This window comes from Burkholderia sp. D-99 (genome assembly GCF_011605345.1).
Lineage (GTDB): Bacteria > Pseudomonadota > Gammaproteobacteria > Burkholderiales > Burkholderiaceae > Burkholderia.
Genome location: NZ_JAAOXM010000008.1, coordinates 22840 through 40919, shown reverse-complemented (window position 1 = coordinate 40919; position 18080 = coordinate 22840). Strand labels below are relative to the sequence as shown.

Annotated in this window: 18 protein-coding genes; 4 read left to right on the top strand and 14 right to left on the bottom strand. The window is 67.5% G+C overall.

Features of this window, described 5'->3' with window-relative positions:
- Positions 1 to 4: 4 nt before the first annotated feature.
- Positions 5 to 1246 (top strand): FAD-binding oxidoreductase, encoded by a 1242-nt coding sequence (locus HAV18_RS25570; RefSeq protein WP_166961520.1) that lies wholly within the window; start codon positions 5 to 7, stop codon positions 1244 to 1246.
- A gap of 23 nt (positions 1247 to 1269) precedes the next feature.
- Here the strand turns inward: HAV18_RS25570 and HAV18_RS25565 are convergent, their stop codons facing one another.
- From HAV18_RS25565 to HAV18_RS25525, 9 genes are all read right to left on the bottom strand, one after another.
- On the bottom strand, positions 1270 to 2037 hold the full coding sequence (locus HAV18_RS25565; protein ID WP_166961517.1) for a FadR/GntR family transcriptional regulator: 768 nt from the start codon (positions 2035 to 2037) through the stop codon (positions 1270 to 1272).
- Positions 2038 to 2105: 68 nt separating this feature from the next.
- Positions 2106 to 2996 (bottom strand): amidohydrolase, encoded by an 891-nt coding sequence (locus tag HAV18_RS25560; RefSeq protein ID WP_166961514.1) that lies wholly within the window; start codon positions 2994 to 2996, stop codon positions 2106 to 2108.
- Between the two features lie 77 nt (positions 2997 to 3073).
- A complete protein-coding gene (locus tag HAV18_RS25555) occupies positions 3074 to 4015 on the bottom strand; it encodes an ABC transporter substrate-binding protein (protein WP_166961511.1) in 942 nt (313 codons plus the stop codon).
- An 88-nt stretch (positions 4016 to 4103) separates the two neighbouring features.
- Positions 4104 to 5141: an ABC transporter permease gene (locus HAV18_RS25550; protein ID WP_166961508.1), complete on the bottom strand. Its 1038-nt coding sequence runs from the start codon at positions 5139 to 5141 to the stop codon at positions 4104 to 4106.
- 27 nt (positions 5142 to 5168) lie between these two features.
- Complete coding sequence (locus HAV18_RS25545; RefSeq protein WP_166961505.1) at positions 5169 to 6707, bottom strand: sugar ABC transporter ATP-binding protein; 1539 nt, start codon at positions 6705 to 6707, stop codon at positions 5169 to 5171.
- A 12-nt stretch (positions 6708 to 6719) separates the two neighbouring features.
- A complete protein-coding gene (locus tag HAV18_RS25540; RefSeq protein WP_166961502.1) occupies positions 6720 to 7496 on the bottom strand; it encodes an SDR family oxidoreductase in 777 nt (258 codons plus the stop codon).
- Between the two features lie 60 nt (positions 7497 to 7556).
- Positions 7557 to 8834: an L-fuconate dehydratase gene (locus HAV18_RS25535; protein WP_166961499.1), complete on the bottom strand. Its 1278-nt coding sequence runs from the start codon at positions 8832 to 8834 to the stop codon at positions 7557 to 7559.
- A 23-nt stretch (positions 8835 to 8857) separates the two neighbouring features.
- A complete protein-coding gene (locus HAV18_RS25530) occupies positions 8858 to 9700 on the bottom strand; it encodes an ureidoglycolate lyase (RefSeq protein ID WP_166961496.1) in 843 nt (280 codons plus the stop codon).
- A 41-nt stretch (positions 9701 to 9741) separates the two neighbouring features.
- Positions 9742 to 10506, bottom strand: coding sequence for an SDR family oxidoreductase (locus HAV18_RS25525; RefSeq protein WP_166961493.1), 765 nt, complete (start codon positions 10504 to 10506; stop codon positions 9742 to 9744).
- Between the two features lie 664 nt (positions 10507 to 11170).
- On the opposite strand from HAV18_RS25525, the gene HAV18_RS25520 reads away from it, so the two are divergent.
- The 3 genes from HAV18_RS25520 to HAV18_RS25510 all read left to right on the top strand — a co-directional run bounded on the left by HAV18_RS25520 (position 11171) and on the right by HAV18_RS25510 (position 13129).
- Complete coding sequence (locus HAV18_RS25520; RefSeq protein ID WP_043180367.1) at positions 11171 to 11461, top strand: DUF3331 domain-containing protein; 291 nt, start codon at positions 11171 to 11173, stop codon at positions 11459 to 11461.
- A gap of 167 nt (positions 11462 to 11628) precedes the next feature.
- Positions 11629 to 12615: an oxidoreductase gene (locus tag HAV18_RS25515; protein ID WP_166961490.1), complete on the top strand. Its 987-nt coding sequence runs from the start codon at positions 11629 to 11631 to the stop codon at positions 12613 to 12615.
- A gap of 214 nt (positions 12616 to 12829) precedes the next feature.
- Positions 12830 to 13129 (top strand): DUF4148 domain-containing protein, encoded by a 300-nt coding sequence (locus tag HAV18_RS25510; protein WP_166961487.1) that lies wholly within the window; start codon positions 12830 to 12832, stop codon positions 13127 to 13129.
- Between the two features lie 198 nt (positions 13130 to 13327).
- Here the strand turns inward: HAV18_RS25510 and HAV18_RS25505 are convergent, their stop codons facing one another.
- The 5 genes from HAV18_RS25505 to HAV18_RS25485 form a co-directional block, all read right to left on the bottom strand.
- Complete coding sequence (locus HAV18_RS25505; RefSeq protein WP_166961484.1) at positions 13328 to 14527, bottom strand: TauD/TfdA family dioxygenase; 1200 nt, start codon at positions 14525 to 14527, stop codon at positions 13328 to 13330.
- A 22-nt stretch (positions 14528 to 14549) separates the two neighbouring features.
- Positions 14550 to 15506 (bottom strand): alpha/beta hydrolase, encoded by a 957-nt coding sequence (locus HAV18_RS25500; RefSeq protein WP_166961481.1) that lies wholly within the window; start codon positions 15504 to 15506, stop codon positions 14550 to 14552.
- 34 nt (positions 15507 to 15540) lie between these two features.
- Positions 15541 to 16029 (bottom strand): thioesterase family protein, encoded by a 489-nt coding sequence (locus HAV18_RS25495; protein ID WP_166961478.1) that lies wholly within the window; start codon positions 16027 to 16029, stop codon positions 15541 to 15543.
- A 13-nt stretch (positions 16030 to 16042) separates the two neighbouring features.
- On the bottom strand, positions 16043 to 17008 hold the full coding sequence (locus HAV18_RS25490) for an L-carnitine dehydrogenase (RefSeq protein ID WP_166961475.1): 966 nt from the start codon (positions 17006 to 17008) through the stop codon (positions 16043 to 16045).
- Between the two features lie 88 nt (positions 17009 to 17096).
- Positions 17097 to 18026 carry a 3-keto-5-aminohexanoate cleavage protein gene (locus tag HAV18_RS25485; protein WP_059525285.1) on the bottom strand — a complete coding sequence of 310 codons (930 nt, stop codon included), beginning with the start codon at positions 18024 to 18026 and terminating at the stop codon, positions 17097 to 17099.
- Positions 18027 to 18080 lie beyond the last annotated feature (54 nt).

Here is an 18080-nt window from a genome sequence, read left to right as displayed (position 1 = left end):
CCAGATGGACTTCGACGTCATCGTTCTCGGCGCCGGCATCGTCGGCGTCTCCGTCGCGCTGCACCTGCAGGATCGCGGCCGCAAGGTCGCCCTCGTCGATCGCGGCGCGCCCGGCGAAGGCACGAGCTTCGGCAATGCAGGGCTGATCGAGCGCTCGTCGGTCGAGCCGTATCCGTTCCCGCGCAGCCCGTTCACGCTGATGCGCTACGCGCTGAACCGCTCGACCGATCTCTACTGGCACAGTGCGTCGCTGCCCGCGTTCGCGCCGTGGCTCGCGCGCTTCTGGTGGGAATCGGCGCCGCTGCGCCACGCGGCGGCTTCGCGCGACATGCTGCCGCTGATCGAGCGCTGCCTCGTCGAACACGACGCGCTGATCGCGCGGGCCGGTGCCGGCGAACTGATTCGCGCGAACGGCTGGCTGGAAGCATTCCGCACGCCCGCCGCGTTCGAACGCGGCGTGGCCGAGGCCGGGCTCACCGCGCGCCGCCACGGGCTCGGCATCACGCCGCTCGATGCCGCCGCGCTGCTCGCGCACGAACCGAGCCTCGCCCCCGGCTTCTGCGGCGCGCTGCACTGGCTCGATCCGAAAAGCGTCGTCGATCCGGCCGCGCTCGTCAAAGCGTATGCGCATCTGTTCGTGCAAGGCGGCGGCACGCTGCTGACCGGCGACGCCGCGAGCCTCGACGCGCTGTCGCCCGGCTGGCAAGTGAACACACAGGACGGCCCGGCCGCCGCGCCGGCTGTCGTCGTCGCGCTCGGCCCGTGGTCCGACACGGTGTTCGGCAAGTTCGGCTACAAGATCCCGCTGCGCGAGAAGCGCGGTTATCACATGCACTACGCGCCGTCCGCGCGCGGCGTGCCGTCGGCGCCGATCGTCGATCGCGAATACGGTTACGTGATCGCACCGATGAAGCGCGGGCTGCGGCTGACGACCGGCGTCGAGATCGCGCGCCGCCGCGTGCCGCCGACCGGCGTGCAGCTCGAACGGGCGGAACGCGTCGCGCGCCCCATGTTCGGTTTCGGCGAGCGGCTCGACCCGCAGCCGTGGCTCGGCTTCCGGCCGTGCACACCCGACATGCGCCCGGTGATCGGCCCCGCGCCCGCGCATCGCGGGCTGTGGTTCGCCTTCGGGCACAACCATCACGGGCTGACGCTCGGCCCCGTCACGGGCCGCCTGCTGGCCGAGATGATGACGGGCGAAGCGCCGTTCACCGATCCGGCGCCGTATCGCGCGGATCGTTTCTGACCAAGTAGCGCATCAAGGCGCGCTCAGTCGAGCGCGCGGCCGAAGATGCGGATCACTTCGTCGAGATGCTCGGCCATCGCGCGGCGCGCGGCCTCCGGGTCGCGTGCGCGGATCGCATCGAGGATCGCGCGGTGTTCCAGTTCCGAGCGGTGCGGCATGTCGTTCGGCATGTACAGCGACTGCAGTCGCTGGAACATCAGGTCGTACTTGTGCGCGAGCAACTGCTTGATCATCAGCGCATACGCGGCGTTGTCGCTCGCTTCCGCGATGCGGATATGAAACAGCCGGTCGCCCGGATGGGTGAGCGAGCCGCTGCGATTGTCTTCCTGGTTGCGCAGGAACGCCGCGTGGATGCCTTCGATCTGCTCGTCCGAGCCGTGCTTCGCGGCAAGCGCCGCGGCTTCCGGCTCGATCAGCCGACGCGCCTGCAACAGCGCGAACGGCGGGATTTCGGTATCGAGATCGAGCGCGATGCCGAGTTCGGGATCGATCTCGATGATCGTGAACGGCGTGGCCTTTTCTGCAAGGACAGGCGTGGGTTCGGGTGCGGCGGCCGTTTCGGGGTGGCGCACCTTCACGCCGTCGCCGACGCGCACGCTGACGAGCCCGCTCACTTCGAGCGCGATCAGCGCCTCGCGCACCGACGTGCGCGACACGCCGAACCGTTCGGCGAGTTCACGCTCGGGCGGCAGATAGCTGCCCGGCGGAAAATCGCCGGACTCGATCATCGCACTGAGCTTGTCGGCGATCTGCTGGTACAGGCGGCGGTTCTGGATCGGCTGGATGGACATACGTTGATGCTGGTAATCGGTTGCATTGCGGACGGCCCGGCGAAACGCACGGGCCGTTCGCGCCTATTTTATATGCCGCGCTTCACGTCGCCCGGCACCGCATAACACCGCGCGGCCGTGCCGCCCCACAGCGCGTTGCGCTCGGCCGCCGACAGCCGCGATTCGGCCCAGCGCTCGACGATCGATGCGACTTCGTCATATGACGCGGCCAGCAGGCACACGGGCCAGTCCGATCCGAACATCAGCCGCTGCGGGCCGAACGCGTCGAGCGCCACGTCGAGACACTGTTCGATCTGCCGGACGTCCTTCCCGCGCAGGCCGCGCTTCCAGTCCGCCTCGGTCACGAGCCCCGACAGCTTGCACGCGACATGCGGCAGCGCGCCCAGCTCGTGCAACGCGGCGCGCCAGCGCGCGAGCGCCGATTCGTCGCGCTCGAATTCGGCCAGCGCGGGCTTGCCGACGTGATCGAGCACGAGCCAGTGCGCGTCGTGCCGTGCGCAGAACGCCTGCACGTCCGGCAACTGGCGCTCGAACACGAGCACGTCGTACACGTAACCGTTCGCCTGCAGCCACGCGACACCGCGGTTGAAGCCGAGATCGGCAACGAACGCGCCGGCGTCGGCTTCGTCCTGCACCTGGTGACGGAAGCCGCGCAGCTTCGGGCTGCGCCATTCGGCGACCCGCTCGGCGAGCTGCGGCGCACCGAGATCCTCCCAGCCGACCACTGCCGCGATGTGCGCATCGTCACGGGCAAGATCGAGCAGGAACGCCGTCTCGTCGCGCCCGGCGCGCGCCTGCACCGCGATCGATGCGCCGAGCGCCTGCGCATGCATCAGCGGCCACAACGCGTCGGGCAGATAGTCGCGCGCGAGCACGTCCATGCCGGGGCCGATCCACGGATAGTCGGCCGCGCGATAGCGCCAGAAGTGCTGATGGGAATCGATACGCACTGCGCCCATGGTGTCCTCGTGTTCCGCTTCCGCCAACCGCCCGCGCCGCCGCACACGCCGCGCGCAGCGGCGCTGCGCCACGGCGGTCAGTCGTACAACACGGCCGCGATCTTCGGATCGTCGATATTGGTCTTGTCGTACCAATAGAAACCGGTATCGATGACCTTCGGCAGCTTCTCGCCCTTGATCGCCTTCACGGCCGCCTCGACCGTCTTGTAGCCGATCCCGATCGGGTTCTGCGTGATCGCGCCGGCCATCAGCCCGCTGCGGATCGCGTCCTTCTGCTGCTTGCCCGAATCGTAGCCGACGATCACGACCTTGCGCTTCATTTCTCTCACGCCGTTGACCACGCCGATCGCCGAGCCTTCGTTGGTGCCGAACAGCCCCTTGAGCTTCGGATACGCCTGCAGGATCGACTTCGTCACCTCGGTCGACTTCAGCTGATCGCCTTCGCCGTACTGCACGGTCACGACCTGCACCTTCGGGTGCGCCGCTTTCATCCGTTCGAGAAAACCGTCGCGGCGGTCGATGCCGGTGCGGCTCGTCTGGTCGTGCGCAACCACGGCCACTTCGCCTTCGTCGCCGATCAGCGCGGCGAGCTTGTCGGCGGCGAGCGACGCGGCCGCCTTGTTGTTGGTCGCGGCCGTCGTCACCGGGATGTCGCTGTCGACGCCCGAGTCGAACGCGATCACGGGGATTTTCTCGGCCTGCGCCTTCTTCAGCAGCGGCAGCGCGGCCTTGCTGTCGAGCGCCGCGAAGCCGAGCGCGGCCGGCTTCTTCGCGATCGCGGCGGACAGCATGTCGATCTGCTTGTCGACCATCGCCTCGGTTTCGGGGCCTTCGAACGTCACCTTCACCTTGTAGTCCTTCGCGGCCTGCATCGCGCCCGATTTCACGGCCTGCCAGAACTGATGCTGGAAGCCCTTCGAGATCAGCGGGATATAGGTTTCCTGCGCGTGCGCGCCGGCCGTGACGCCGACGGCGAACGTCAGCCCGACGATCGCGTTCAACACCTTGCTCCTGATCACTTCGCGTCTCCTTTTTTCGTATCGACTGGAACGACTGGAACGCCGGCCGGAGCCGGCGGTGAAGCACATGCGTGCGTAGATGCGTGCGTCAGCGGCGCCGCCGGCGCAGGATGTCGACGTAGACGGCCAGGATGATGATCACGCCCGTCACGACCGTCTGCCATTCCTGCGCGACCGACATGATGCGCAGGCCGTTCGTCAGCACGCTCATGATGAACGCGCCGATGATGGTGCCGACGATGCTGCCCGCGCCGCCCGACAGCGACGTGCCGCCGATCACGACGGCCGCGATCGCATCGAGCTCGTAGCCCTGCCCGAGCGCGGGCTGCGCGGAATTCAGCCGCGATGCGATCAACAGCCCGGCGATCCCGCACACCGCGCCGCTGAACGTATAGACCGCGATCTTCCACGCGTCGACGTTCACGCCGGACAGCCGCAGCGCTTCCTCGTTGCTGCCGAGCGCGAACGTGTAGCGGCCGAAGATCGTGCGGTTCAGCACGATCGACGCACCGATCGCGACGAGGAACAGGATCAGCACCGCGTTCGGGATCGGCAGCGCGGGAATCAGGTTGCCGATCAGCGAATCCTGCGCGATCGACGTGAAGCCCGGCGTGTCGTTGAAGTAGATCGGCCGCGTGCCCGAGATCACGAGCGACAGCCCCTTGAGCAGCATCATCATGCCGAGCGTCGCGATGAACGGCGGCACCTTCATCTTCGCGATCACAAAGCCCGACACGCAGCCCGACAGCGCGCCGAAAAACAGCGCGGCCAGGATCCCGAGTGGCAGCGGCATGCCCCACTTCGTCAGCACGACGCCGGCCATCACCGCGCAGAACGTCATCAGCGTGCCGACCGACAGGTCGATGCCCGACGTGATGATCACGTACGTACACGCGACCGCCAGCACGCCGTTCACGGCGGTGGCCTGCAGGATCGTGACGAGGTTGTCGACTTCGAGGAAGTTCGGCGACGCGATGCTGAAGAACACGATCAGCAGCACAAGGCTCGCGAACGCGAGCAGTTTCTGCCGCGCGGCCGGGTTGAAGAAGCGCGACTTCAGGCTCGACGCGCCGGCCGGCGTATCGCCGGAAGCGAGGGGCGGAACGGGATGCGTATCGTTGGACATGATCGGATCAGCGTCTGTATCAGGAAATCAGGACAACACGGTCGACTCGCGCTGCGTCGCGAGCTGCATGATCTTTTCCTGCGTGGCGTCGGCCGCGCGCAATTCGCCGGTGACGCGCCCTTCGCACATCACGAGAATCCGGTGGCTCATGCGCAACACTTCGGGCAGTTCCGACGAGATCATCACGATCGCCTTGCCGTCGGCCGCGAGCGCATCGAGCAGCTTGTAGATCTCGCTTTTCGCGCCGACGTCGATGCCGCGCGTCGGCTCGTCGAAGAACAGGATGTCGCAGTCGCGCAGCAACCACTTCGCGATCACGATCTTCTGCTGGTTGCCGCCCGACAGGAGCCGCGCGGGCTGCGCGACCGATGGCGTGCGGATCGCGAGCTGCCGCACGTAGCCCTGCGCGGTGTCGCGCATCGCGCGCGCATCGAGGAACACGCCGCGCCGAATGAAGCGGCGCATGCTCGACAGTGCGATGTTGTTCTGCACATCCATCCCGACCGCGAGCCCGAAGTGCTTGCGATCCTCGGACAGGTAGCCGATGCCGTGCTTCACCGCGTCGGCCGGCGTGCGGATCGTCACGGTCCTGCCATGCACGCGGATCTCGCCCGCATCGACCGGGTCCGCGCCGAACACCGCGCGCGCGACCTCGGTGCGTCCCGCGCCCATCAGCCCCGCGAAGCCGAGTATCTCGCCGCGCCGCAGCGTGAAGCCGACATCGCGGATCGCGCGGCCGCGCGACAGCCCGCGCACTTCGAGCGCGACGTCGTTCGCGGACGTATCGGGCGGCGTGCGGGATTCCGTCGCGAGCTGGCGGCCGACCATCATCGAAATGATCGTATCCATCGACGTGCCGGCCATCGGCACGGTCGCGACGTACTTGCCGTCGCGCATCACGGTCACGCGATCGGCGATCTGGCGCAGCTCGTCCATCTTGTGCGAGATGTAGACGATGCCGACACCATGTGTGCGCAGGTCGCCGATGATGCGGAACAGCTCGGCGATCTCCGCGTTGTTGAGCGCGGCGGTCGGTTCGTCCATGATCAGCACGCGCGAGTCGAATGACAGCGCCTTCGCGATCTCGACCATCTGCTGCTTCGCGACCGTGAGCCGGCCGACCGGCGTGCGCGGGTCGAGATCGAGCCGCATCCGCGCGAAGATCGCGGCCGTGTCGCGGTTGAGTGTCTCTTCGTCGACGAACACGCCGAAGCGGCCGCGCGGCTCGCGGCCGATGAAGATGTTCTGCGCGACGCTCAGGTGGTTCATCAGGTTCAGCTCCTGATGGATGATGCCGATCCCGAGCGCCTGCGCGGCGCGTGGATCGGCGATCTCCACCGCGCGGCCGTCCATCCGGATCTCGCCGTCGTCGCGCGGGTAGACGCCCGCCAGGATCTTCATCAGCGTCGACTTGCCGGCGCCGTTCTCGCCCATCAGCGCATGCACTTCGCCGGCGCGCAGGTCGAAACGGCAATCGTCGAGCGCCTGCACGCCCGGAAAGCGCTTGCCGATGCCGGTCATTGCAATCAGCGGCGGCGCGGCATTCAGGTTCGGTTCCGGTTGCATGAATCGCTGCCCTTAGCTGATCGCACGGTCGAGATGCGTATAGCCGCCGTCGACGAACAGCCACTGGCCCGTCGTGTGCGAGGCGCGTGCCGACAGCAGGAAGACGGCCGTGTCGGCAATCTCGTCGGCCGTCGTGAAGCGCTTGCCGAGCGGCACCTTGTCGGCGATCGCGGCGAGCCTCGTATCGGGATCGTCGAAGCTGTCGAGCCATTTCCGGTAAAGCGGCGTCATGACCTCCGCGGGAATCACCGCATTCACACGCACGCCGTCGTCGCGCAACGCGACGGCCCATTCGCGCGTCAATGCGAGCTGCGCGCCCTTCGATGCGCAATAGCCGCTCGTGTTGCCCTGCCCGGTCACGGCCGTCTTCGACGAGACGTTGACGATCGCGCCGCGCGTCGCCTTCAGGTGCGGCACGCAGTAGTGCGCCATCACGTAGTAGTGGATCAGGTTGCGTTCGAGCGACGCGACGAACGCATCGCGGCCGGCATCGAGCCCGATGCTGTCGTTGACGCCCGCGTTGTTGACGAGGCCGTCGAGACGACCGAAGCGCGCGACGGTCTGCGCAACCGCATCGCGGCACTGTGCATCGTCCTGCAACTCGACGGACACGCACGTGGCCTGCGACTGTTTCTGCACGAGTGCGCGCCAGAATGCATCGTCGGGCGCGTGGCGCGCGAACACCACCGGAATCGCGCCTTCTTCGGCCAGCCGCATCGAGATCGCGGCACCGATGCCCGATGCGCCGCCGGTCACGATCACGACCTTGTGTTGCAGATTCAAATCCACTTCGCGTCTCCGTCGTTCATGTTGTCGGCGCGCACGCCGCGCGTCGCGCGCGGCCGTGCTTCAGCCTCGGAACCGGTATTGCTCCAGCGATTCGGGCTTCATCTCGATCGAGAAGCCGGGCGCCGTCGGCGGCATGTACGCTGCGCCGCGCACGACGCACGGTTCGACGAAATGCTCGTGCAGGTGATCGACGTACTCCGTCACGCGCCCGTCCATCGTGCCGGAAATGCAGACGTAGTCGATCATCGACAAATGCTGCACGTACTCGCACAACCCGACGCCGCCCGCATGCGGGCATACGGGCAGCCCGTACTTCGCGGCCATCAGCATCACCGCGAGAATCTCGTTCACGCCGCCGAGGCGGCACGCATCGATCTGCACGACGTCGATCGCGCCGCGCGCGATGAACTGCTTGAACAGTACGCGGTTCTGGCACATCTCGCCGGTCGCGACCTGCACGGGCGCGATCGCGTCGCGAATCTTGCGATGCCCTTCGACATCGTCGGGGCTCGTCGGCTCCTCGATGAACCACGGCCGCGCGAACGCCAGCTCGCGCACCCAGTCGATCGCCTCGTCCACTTCCCACACCTGGTTCGCGTCGATCATCAGCTTACGGTCGGGACCGATCACTTCGCGCGCGATCGTCACGCGGCGGATATCGTCTTCCAGGTTCGCGCCGACTTTCAGCTTCACGTGCTCGAACCCGGCGTCGACAGCCTCGCGGCACAGCCGCCGCAGCTTGTCGTCGCTGTAGCCAAGCCAGCCGGCCGACGTCGTGTAGCACGGGTAGCCGTCGCGCTCCAGCGTCGCGATCCGTTCGGCCTTGCCGGACGCCTGCCGGCGCAGCAGGTCGAGCGCTTCGTCCGGGCTCAGGCAATCGGTCAGGTAGCGGAAGTCGATCGCGCGCACCAGTTCTTCGGGGCTCAGGTCGGCAACGAGCCGCCATAACGGCTTGCGTTCGGCTTTCGCCCACAGATCCCATACCGCGTTGACGACGGCCCCCGTCGCCAGATGAATCGCCCCCTTGTCGGGGCCGATCCAGCGCAGCTGGCTGTCCGACGTCACGTGCCGCCAGAAGCGGCCCATGTCCGCGCGAATCCAGTCGAGGTCGAGGCCGACGACGAGGTGACGCATCGCGTCGATCGCCGCGCAGCAGATCTCGTTGCCGCGCCCGATGGTGAACGTGAGCCCGTGACCTTCGAGCCCGTCGCGGTCGGTTTCGAGCACGACGTACGCGGCCGAATAATCGGGGTCCGGGTTCATCGCATCGGAGCCGTCGAGCTGGCGCGAGGTCGGGAAGCGCACGTCGAGGACGCGCATCGATCGAATGATAGGCATGACGAATCGTCCGCGAAAGGAAATCAGGCCTGCACGGTGCGCTGGCGTTGCTCGCCGAGCCCGTCGATGCCGAGCGTGATCACCTGCCCGGCGCGCAGATAGACAGGCGGCTTCTGCCCGAGGCCGACACCCGGCGGCGTGCCGGTCGAGATCACGTCGCCCGGCTGCAGGCTCATGAAGCGGCTCAGGTAGCTGATCAGGTGCGGCACACGGAACACCATCGTCGCGGTCGTGCCGTTCTGGTAGCGATGGCCATCGACGTCGAGCCACAGCCGCAGCGCATGCGGATCGGGCACTTCATCGGCCGTCACGAGCCACGGGCCGAGCGGCCCGAACGTGTCGTTGCCCTTGCCTTTGTCCCACGTGCCGCCGCGTTCGAGCTGGAATTCACGCTCCGACACGTCGTTCACGACGCAGTAGCCCGCCACGTGCGACAGCGCATCGGCTTCCGCGATATAACGACCGCCCTGGCCGATCACCACGCCGAGCTCGACCTCCCAGTCGGTCTTCTCAGAGCCGCGCGGAATCTCGACGTCGTCGTTCGGCCCCGAGATCGCGCTCGTCCACTTGCCGAACACGACGGGCTCCTTCGGCACGTCCATCCCCGATTCGGCCGCGTGGTCGGAATAGTTGAGCCCGATGCAGATGAACTTGCCGACGCGGCCGACGCACGCGCCGAGCCGCGGCGAGCCTTCGACCAGCGGCAGCGACGACGGCGCAAGGTCGCGCAACCGCGCGAGCGAGGCCGGTGCCAGCACATCGCCGGCGATATCGTCGATCACGCCCGACAGGTCGCGGATGTGGCCCTGCGCATCGAGCAGGCCCGGCTTTTCATGGTGCTTGTCGCCAAATCTCAGCAGTTTCATGTCGTCTTGAGCGGAAACGGAAAGTGGAGGGAAAGGCGCGGTCAGTTTGACCAGCCGCCGTCGATCAGGTGGATCGCGCCGGTCGTGAACGACGCTTCGTCGGACGCGAGGTACAGCGCGAGCGCGGCCACTTCGTCCGCGCTGCCGATGCGGCCGATCGGCTGGCGCGCGACGAACGCCTGGCGCACCTCGTCGGTCGACACGTGGCGCATGCGCGCCTGGTCCGCGATCCGCTGCTCCAGCGACGGCGATTCGATCGTGCCCGGACAGATCGCGTTGCAGCGAATGCCGCGCTCGACGAAATCGGCGGCCACCGCCTTGGTCAGGCCGATCACGGCTGCCTTGGTCGTGCCGTAGACGAAGCGGTTCGGCACGCCCTTCACGCTCGATGCAGCCGACGCCATGTTGATGATCGACGCGCCGCCTGCTTCGAGCATCGCGGGCAGCAGCGCGCGAATCAGCCGGTACATCGACGTGACGTTCAGGTTCAGCGAGAACGCCCATGCTTCATCGTCGCAATCGAGGATCGAACCGTGGTGGACATAACCCGCGCAGTTGAACAGCACGTCGAACGCGCGCCCGTCCGCGGCAAGCGCCGCAACGTCCTGCGCATCGGTGACGTCGAGCCGCCGCGTGGCCAGCCGGCCGCCCGCGCGTTCGGTGTCGGCCTCGAGCCGCACGAGCGCGGCTTCGTTGATATCGGTCGCCAGCACGTCGGCGCCCTCGCTCGCGAACCGCAGCGCGGTCGCGCGGCCGATGCCCTGCCCGGCCGCCGTCACCAGCGCGCGTTTGCCCTGCAATCTCATGAGCACGTCTCCCGAAAAAGCCGGCCACCCGTCGGCCGATTGGCACAAAGGACCAAAGGTCCAACCAATCATAGGAAGTGATTTCTCGTTTGTCACGAAATCGGGATTCAGTATTTACCCGGGCAGGGAAATCGGGCTGGCGAAGAAAAATCCGGTGCTCGATGGGCGCTGGAAGAATGCCCGCGGGCCGCACAAACCCAATACCGGCGGGCCTCCCGGCCGATTTGGTGCATTCGCCCGACGCCGCTTCCACGCCAAACTGACGAAAAAGTCATGTTCGCGTCAGGGTCTCAACGGGATGGGTGCGCCATCATGGCGTCGCCGGACCGCGCTTTTCAACCATCGCCTCCCCGCCCGCGTTCGATCCCTGCGGGCACCTCCGTCCCCCGGCGATGGACTCCGTGACTGGGCGAGCAGACACGGCGCGCGGGCCGATTTCCCGCCCCGGACTTCGTGTCCGGGGCGTTTTTGTCTGTGGATTCCAAGAAAGTAAGCATGGATTGTTTCTAAATCGGCAAAAGGTAATTTGAGCCAGACAGGATGTTTTTTCCGGTCACAGACGCTTACATTTAGCGCACCACTCATGGAAACCGCTACGGATTCGCCATCGGGTAGTGACATCCACTGCCACGGCCGAACCGCACGAGCTTTAGGAAACGGCAAAATGAAGGCCTCCAAATCCCTGCCTGCGCTCGATCCCGCCGACGTCCACGTCGAAATCCTCGAACGTTCCGATACGCTGCTCGTCGTCCGCTGGGTCGAACCCGGCCGCTGTCACTACGGTGAGCAGCGCTGGCGCCGCCGCTTCGCGCAACGCACCGGCACCTGCGCGCTGTCGCGCCAGGTCATCCAGCGCGGCGACGAAGTGTTCCGCCCGGCCGAACGCCCCGCGCCCGCGAACGCGGCCGCGATGATCTCCGCCGCCGAAGTGCTCGCGCTGGCCGGCGGCAGGTAAATCCTGCCGGCCACACGTCACGGCACGCGGCGCCACACGCTGCGCCGGCCCTAGAAGCGCCGGTCTAATTCCCCCGCTTGTCTGCCACGCCCGCGCGCACTATCGTTACACCACTCAATGTAATGATTACGTGCCGCGGCCGGTCGGTCGCGCCGATGGAGGCAGACATGCACGCATGGAGCGCGCGCCACGTCCCGGCGCAGGGCGGCAAGGTCGCGGTTGTGACCGGCGCCAACAGCGGGCTCGGCTGGCAGCTCGCGGAAACGCTGGCTGCGAAAGGCGCGACGGTCGTGATGGGCTGCCGCGACGCGGCCCGCGCCGCGCAGGCGGCCGACGCGATTCGCCGGCTCCACCCCGATGCCCGCGTCGAAGTCGACGCGCTCGACCTCGCCGATCTCGCGTCGATCGCACGCTTCGCGGCCGATGTGGCCGAACGCCATGGCCGCGTCGACATCCTCTGCAACAACGCCGGCGTGATGTTCCTGCCGCTGCGCCATACGCACGACGGCTTCGAGATGCAGTTCGGCACCAACCACCTCGGCCATTTCGCGCTGACCGGCCAACTGCTGCCCGCGCTGCGCGCCGCGCGGCGTGCGCGGGTCGTGACGATGTCGAGTGGCTTCAACCGCGGCGGCCGGATCCGCGTCGACGACCTGCGCGCCGAGCACCGCTACAACCGTTATCTCGCCTACTGCGACAGCAAGCTCGCGAACCTCGTGTTCGCGATCGAACTGCAGCGCCGTTTCGAGCGCGCGGCGTTCGCCGGGATCAGCGTGGCCGCGCACCCGGGCTACGCGGCGACCAACCTGCAGTTCGCCGGCCCGGCGATGGACAGCTCGCCCGCCCGTGCCGCGCTGATGCGCGCCGCGAACCGTTATCTCGCACAGCCGGCCGACCAGGGGGCGCTGCCCGCGATTCATGCGGCGACCGCGCCTGATCTCGCAGGCGGCGCGTATATCGGGCCGTCAGGCTGGTTCGAATCGCGCGGGCTGCCGGCGCCCGCGAGCGTGCCACGGGCGGCCCGCGACGTGGCATCGGCAGCGTTGCTATGGGAGGCGTCGGAAGCCGCGACGGGCGTGCGCTTCCTCAGCTCGGGCGCGCCGGCCGGACGCTCGCCGGGCCGGCCGTTCGACACGACGGCCGAGGTACGTTGAAACGCATGTCGCCCTCCGCAATATTCTTCATGCTTGTTGCATTAACCGACAAGAAAGCCGGTTGAAAGCCAGAGTCGACGCGCTACTGTTACCGCCCAGGAAACAATCTATCGTCAAAATCAGCGTTTACCCTGAACCTTCCGATGACTAAGATTTGATCAATCGCTTAAGACATGGTGTCGAGAGCGAACTCAATAAAACACCGGAGGTCATCATGAAATCGCTTATTTCCGCAGTCGTTGCCGCTGCCGCCCTGTCCGCTTCGTTTGGCGCATTCGCCCAAAGCACCGTGACCCGCGCACAAGTGAAGAACGAACTGGTTCAGCTCGAAAAGGCCGGCTACAAGCCGGGCCTGTCGAGCCCGTACTACCCGAACGACATCCAGAGCGCCGAAGCGCGTGTTCATGGTGCCGACACCAGCGGCTACGGCGCGCAACCGGCTCCGCTCGTCCACTCGGGCGCCCCGGCTGCAGCGTCGTCGAACGCTCGCGACTCGATCTTCTTCGGCCAGTAAGCCGATGCGCCCTCGGCGGGCGCCGCGCGTCGCGCGATGAAGAAACATCAGGACGAGCCCCTTTGCGGGCTCGTCCTTTTTTATGAAACCCATACCTCCGCCGCCCGGCAGCGGGTGGCTTCGCCCGGGCGCTGTGCGTCCGGGCGCTTTTTCATCAGCGAGGGAGGTGTGCGGGCATGATGAAAGCGGGCGCGGCCTTCAGCGCCGCACCGCCGCGGCAGGCGCCGAGCGCGACAACACCCGCCACCGCGACAGCAATTCGTCGCGATCGACGTAGCAGCCCTGCAGGTGCCGGCGGCCGGTGGACGGGTCGAATTCGGTGCGTGCATGCAGCACGCGCCGGTTGTCGAACGCCCACATGTCGCCCGCCCGCAGCCGGCGCTGCACACGAAGGCGCGGCTCGCGCGCAAGCGTGAGGAACCGCCGGTACGCACGATAAACGGCCGCGACCGAGCCGGCCGGCGCATCGAGCGGCCCGCGCAGAAAGTTCGCGACGCGCACCTCGGTAACATTGCCGCGCGCATCGAGCCCGATCACCGGCGCCGAGCAGCGGTAGTCGCTGTTCGCACTCTTGTTCCAGAACTCGAACGGCGTCGACGCGAGTTGTTCAAAATCGGCGGGGTGCTCGCGCCGCAGCGCATCCGCCAGCGCGAAGCCGTCGAGGAATACGCTGTCGCCGCCGGTCGCGTCGTTCGCGAGGCAGTGCAGGAACTGCACGCCCGGCTGCAGCTCGCGGGTCGGCAGATCGGTATGCGGCGGCAGGTTCAGCGACGTATACGCATTGCTGTCCGGGCGCGGCTTCGATTCGACGTCGAACAGCACGCCGAAATTGCTCTCGCGGATCAGGCCGATGCGCCGCGCGATCTCGTCGACGCTGCCGCGCTCGGTCGGTACGCCTTCGACGAGCGTCAGCCCCGTGCGCTGCAACGCGGCGAGCCACGCGAGCAATGCGCCGTCGTCCTCCATCACGTCGCGCCACGCGAACACGCCGATGGCCGTCACATCGTCGCCGGCCCATACGTGCCGCCCGTGCGCGGCCAGACGCTCGGCGCGCGACGCGTCGTCGTATGCATGCGCGCGCAACCAGCCCGGCGACCACGCGCTGCGATGTCCGTCGTTCCACTCGACATGCAGCGCACCGTCGGTTTCGACATGCACGGTGAGCGCCGACAGATCCTCGCGCGCATCGGCAATCTCGAACACTTGCTCTCGCGTGACCGCATGCACGCATGCGGAACACGAGCAGTTGTCGCGCAGCCAGTCGAAATGGAACGGAGATCGTCGCGCGTCACTCCACTCGACGTCCACCGCTCCATTGCCGATCGTCGCCGCCGCGATGGCTGCGTCAGCCGAAAACGTCCGCCAGTCCTCGATACGGTGTTGCACTGCTGCCTGCATCGTTGCCTCCCGGAAACGCCCGCTACGCGTGTGGTGCGAGCAGAAACCCGCCGACCGTCCGGTGCATCCGCGCCGCCTGCGGGCTCGTTCCGAGCGCGCGCCAGCAGCCGTGCACCAGCCCCTCTCCCATCCAGTAGTGCGCGGCTCCGCCGGCCGCGTGAATCCGTTCGACGTACACGCGCGCATCGTCGCGCAGCGGATCGTGTTCCGCGCCGATCGCGAGGACGGGCGGGAGGCCGTCGAAACGCGCAGCCGCGAGCGGCACCGACGCGCGCAACAGCGGATTGCCGTCTCCCAGCGCTTCGGACAAGCCACCGTCCCAGTACAGCGCGCGATAGCGATGGACGTCGTCGAGCGTCAGCATCGGCGCGTGCGCTTCCGTTTCGCGCGCGGGCGATTGCGGTTCGAACCCGAGCATCGGATAGACGAGCGCGATGCCGTCGACACCGCCTTCGCCCGCATCGCGCAACGCGGTGGCCACGGCCGCCGCGAGCATGCCGCCCGCGCTGTCGCCCGCGAGCGTCAGCGGACGCGCGCACGGCCCGAACGGCCAGCGCGCATCGCGCGCAGCGCGCGTGACGGCCAGGCAATCTTCAAGCGCGGCCGGCGCACGATGCTCGGGCGCCAGCCGGTAGTCCGCCGCGATCACGTCGAGCCCTGTATCGGCCGCCAGTTGCGCGGTGATCAGCGCATGACTGTCGAGCGAGCCGACGACGAAGCCGCCGCCATGAAAGAACAGCACCGTGCCGCGCGGCGTACCCTGCGCGGACGTGTAGCGCCGCAGCGCGATCGCGCGGCCGTCGGGCGCATGCCAGACGGCGTCCTGCTGCACGATGCCGGGCGGCAGCGCGGCCGGCGTCCACTCGGCCGCGAAGCGGTCGTAGAGGCGGCGCTGCTCGGCGGGCGAGCGTGCAGCCGCGTCGGCCGGATACCACGCGTCGACGGCTGCGACGAATGCCGCGATTTCCGGTTCGAGCATCGTGTGCGCTCCGTGGTTTGAAGGTTCGCGCCTGCTAGCGACGCGGCGGCAGGCCGATCACGCGGCCCGCATACGCAGGCGCTGCGCAATCGCGCTGCAATGCATGCAACCCGGCCACGCGTGCGGCGACGTCATCGTCGAACGGCGCCGATTTCACGCCGTCGCGCGTATCGACGTGCAGCAGCATCTGCTCGCTCGCCGATACCGCATCGTCATGCCCGTCGGCGAACAGCTCGAGATACAGGTGCAGCCGCTTCGCGTCATGCGCCAGCACGCGCGCATCGACGCGCACCTGCGTACCTTCCTTGATCTCGTGCAGGTAGTTCACGTGTGCTTCGAGCGTGTAGACCGAGCGGCCCCGCTCGCGACGCGCGGCGTCGTCGAGGCCGATACGATCCAGCAGCGCATCGGTCGCGAAGCTGAAGATCAGCAGGTAGAACGCATCGCGCAAGTGGCCGTTATAGTCGACCCATTCGGGCCGCACCACGTCGCGGTATATCGTCAGCGGGGTATCGCCGGTCATCGCCTTCAGTCCTTTAGTCCTCGAATCGCATCCCGTGCCGCGCCTTCACCGCGGCGATCGACTTCAGCACCTCGGTGATGCACTCGTCGCGATAACGCTCGAGTTCCTTGATGCTGCGCGTGCCCTGCTGTTCGGTCGTGCCTTCGACGACGCTGTCGATCAATGCATCGGTCAACGTGGGCGCGACCAGCTTCGTCCACGGCAGTTCGAGCGCAGGGCCGAACTGCTGCATGAAGTGTCGCATGCCCGCGTCGCCACCGGCCAGCGTGTAGGTCAGGAACGTGCCCATGAACGACCAGCGGATGCCCGCGCCGAAGCGGATCGCATCGTCGATCTCGCCGGTCGTCGCGACGCCTTCGTTGACGAGGTGCAGCGCCTCGCGCCACAACGCTTCGAGCAGGCGATCGGCGATGAAGCCCGGTACCTCCTTGCGCACGTGCAGCGGCCGCATGCCGAGCTTGCGATAGATCTCCATCGCGCCTTCGACCGCTTCCGGCGACGTGCGCGCGCCGCCGAGCACCTCGACGAGCGGCAGCAGGTAGACCGGATTGAACGGATGGCCGACCACGCAGCGCTCCGGATGCGTCGCGCGTGCATAGAAGTCGGTCGGCAGCAGCCCGGAAGTCGACGACGCGATGATCGCGTCGGGTTTCGCCGCGCGGCTGATCTGCTCGTGCAGTTCGAGCTTCAGCGCCTCGCGCTCGGGCGCGCTTTCCTGGATGAAATCGGCATCGGCGACGCACGCTTCGATCGTCGCCACGAAACGCAGCCGCGCGGGATCGGCGCCCGGCGCGAGGCCGACGCGTTCGAGCGCGGGCCACGCGTTCGCGACGTTCGCGCGCAGCCGCGCTTCCGCGCCCGGCGCGGGGTCCCATACGACCACGTCGAGACCGTGCGCGAGCGCGCGGGAAATCCATCCGCTGCCGATCACGCCGGTGCCGATGGCGGCGAACGTCTTGATGTCGGTCTTCACAGCCATGTCAACGCATCCTTCAAATCAGGGGAAATCGATGGGCGGCGGCGCCTGTGCGTGCCGCCCCGTCATATCGGTCGGTCAGCGCAACCGCTCACGCGAACTCGGCAACCGCACGTCGTTCGAGCGGACGCTCGCCACGTGCGGGCAAGCCGAGCTTGCGGCGGCCTTCGGCCGGCGTCAGCACGCGGCCGCCGAGCCGTTCGACGATCTCTCTCGCGCGCTCGACAAGCGTGCCGTTGGTCGCGTGCACGCCGCGATCGAGCCAGATGTTGTCTTCGAGGCCGACGCGCACGTGGCCGCCGAGCAGCATCGCCTGCGCGACCATCGGCATCTGCATGCGGCCGATCCCGAAGCCGGCCCAGTGCGCACCCGGCGGCAGGTTGTCGACCATCGCCTTCATCGTGCCCGTATCGGCCGGTGCGCCCCACGGAATGCCGAGGCACAGCTGGAACAGCGGCGGATCGTCGAGCAGCCCTTCCTTCAGCAACTGCTTCGCGAACCACAGATGGCCCGTGTCGAAGATTTCCAGCTCCGGCTTCACGCCGAGCTCCTGGATGCGCTTCGCGCCGGCACGCAGTTGCGCGGGCGTCGACACGTAGATGTAGTCGCCGTCGCCGAAATTCAGCGTGCCGCAGTCGAGCGTGCAGATTTCAGGCAGCAGTTCCTCGACGTGCGCGAGGCGCGTGAGGCCGCCGACCAGGTCGGTGCCTTTGCCGAAACGCATCGGGTCCTCGCCCGGGCCGATCTCGAGATCGCCGCCCATGCCGGCCGTCAGGTTGATGATCACGTCGACGTCGGCCGAGCGGATGCGGTCGACCACTTCGCGGTACAGGTTCGGGTCGCGGCTGCCGCGCCCCGTCTGCGGATCGCGTACGTGGCAGTGCGCCACCGTCGCGCCGGCCTTCGCGGCCTCGATCGCGGCGGCCGCGATCTCCTTCGGCGTGACCGGAATCGCCGGATGCTTGCCGACCGTATCGCCCGCGCCGGTGACGGCGCAGGTGATGATGACTTCATGGTTCATGCTGGTTGCCTCGCTTGAATCAGGTTGTGTCGCAATGCGGATGTTTCGTCGGGG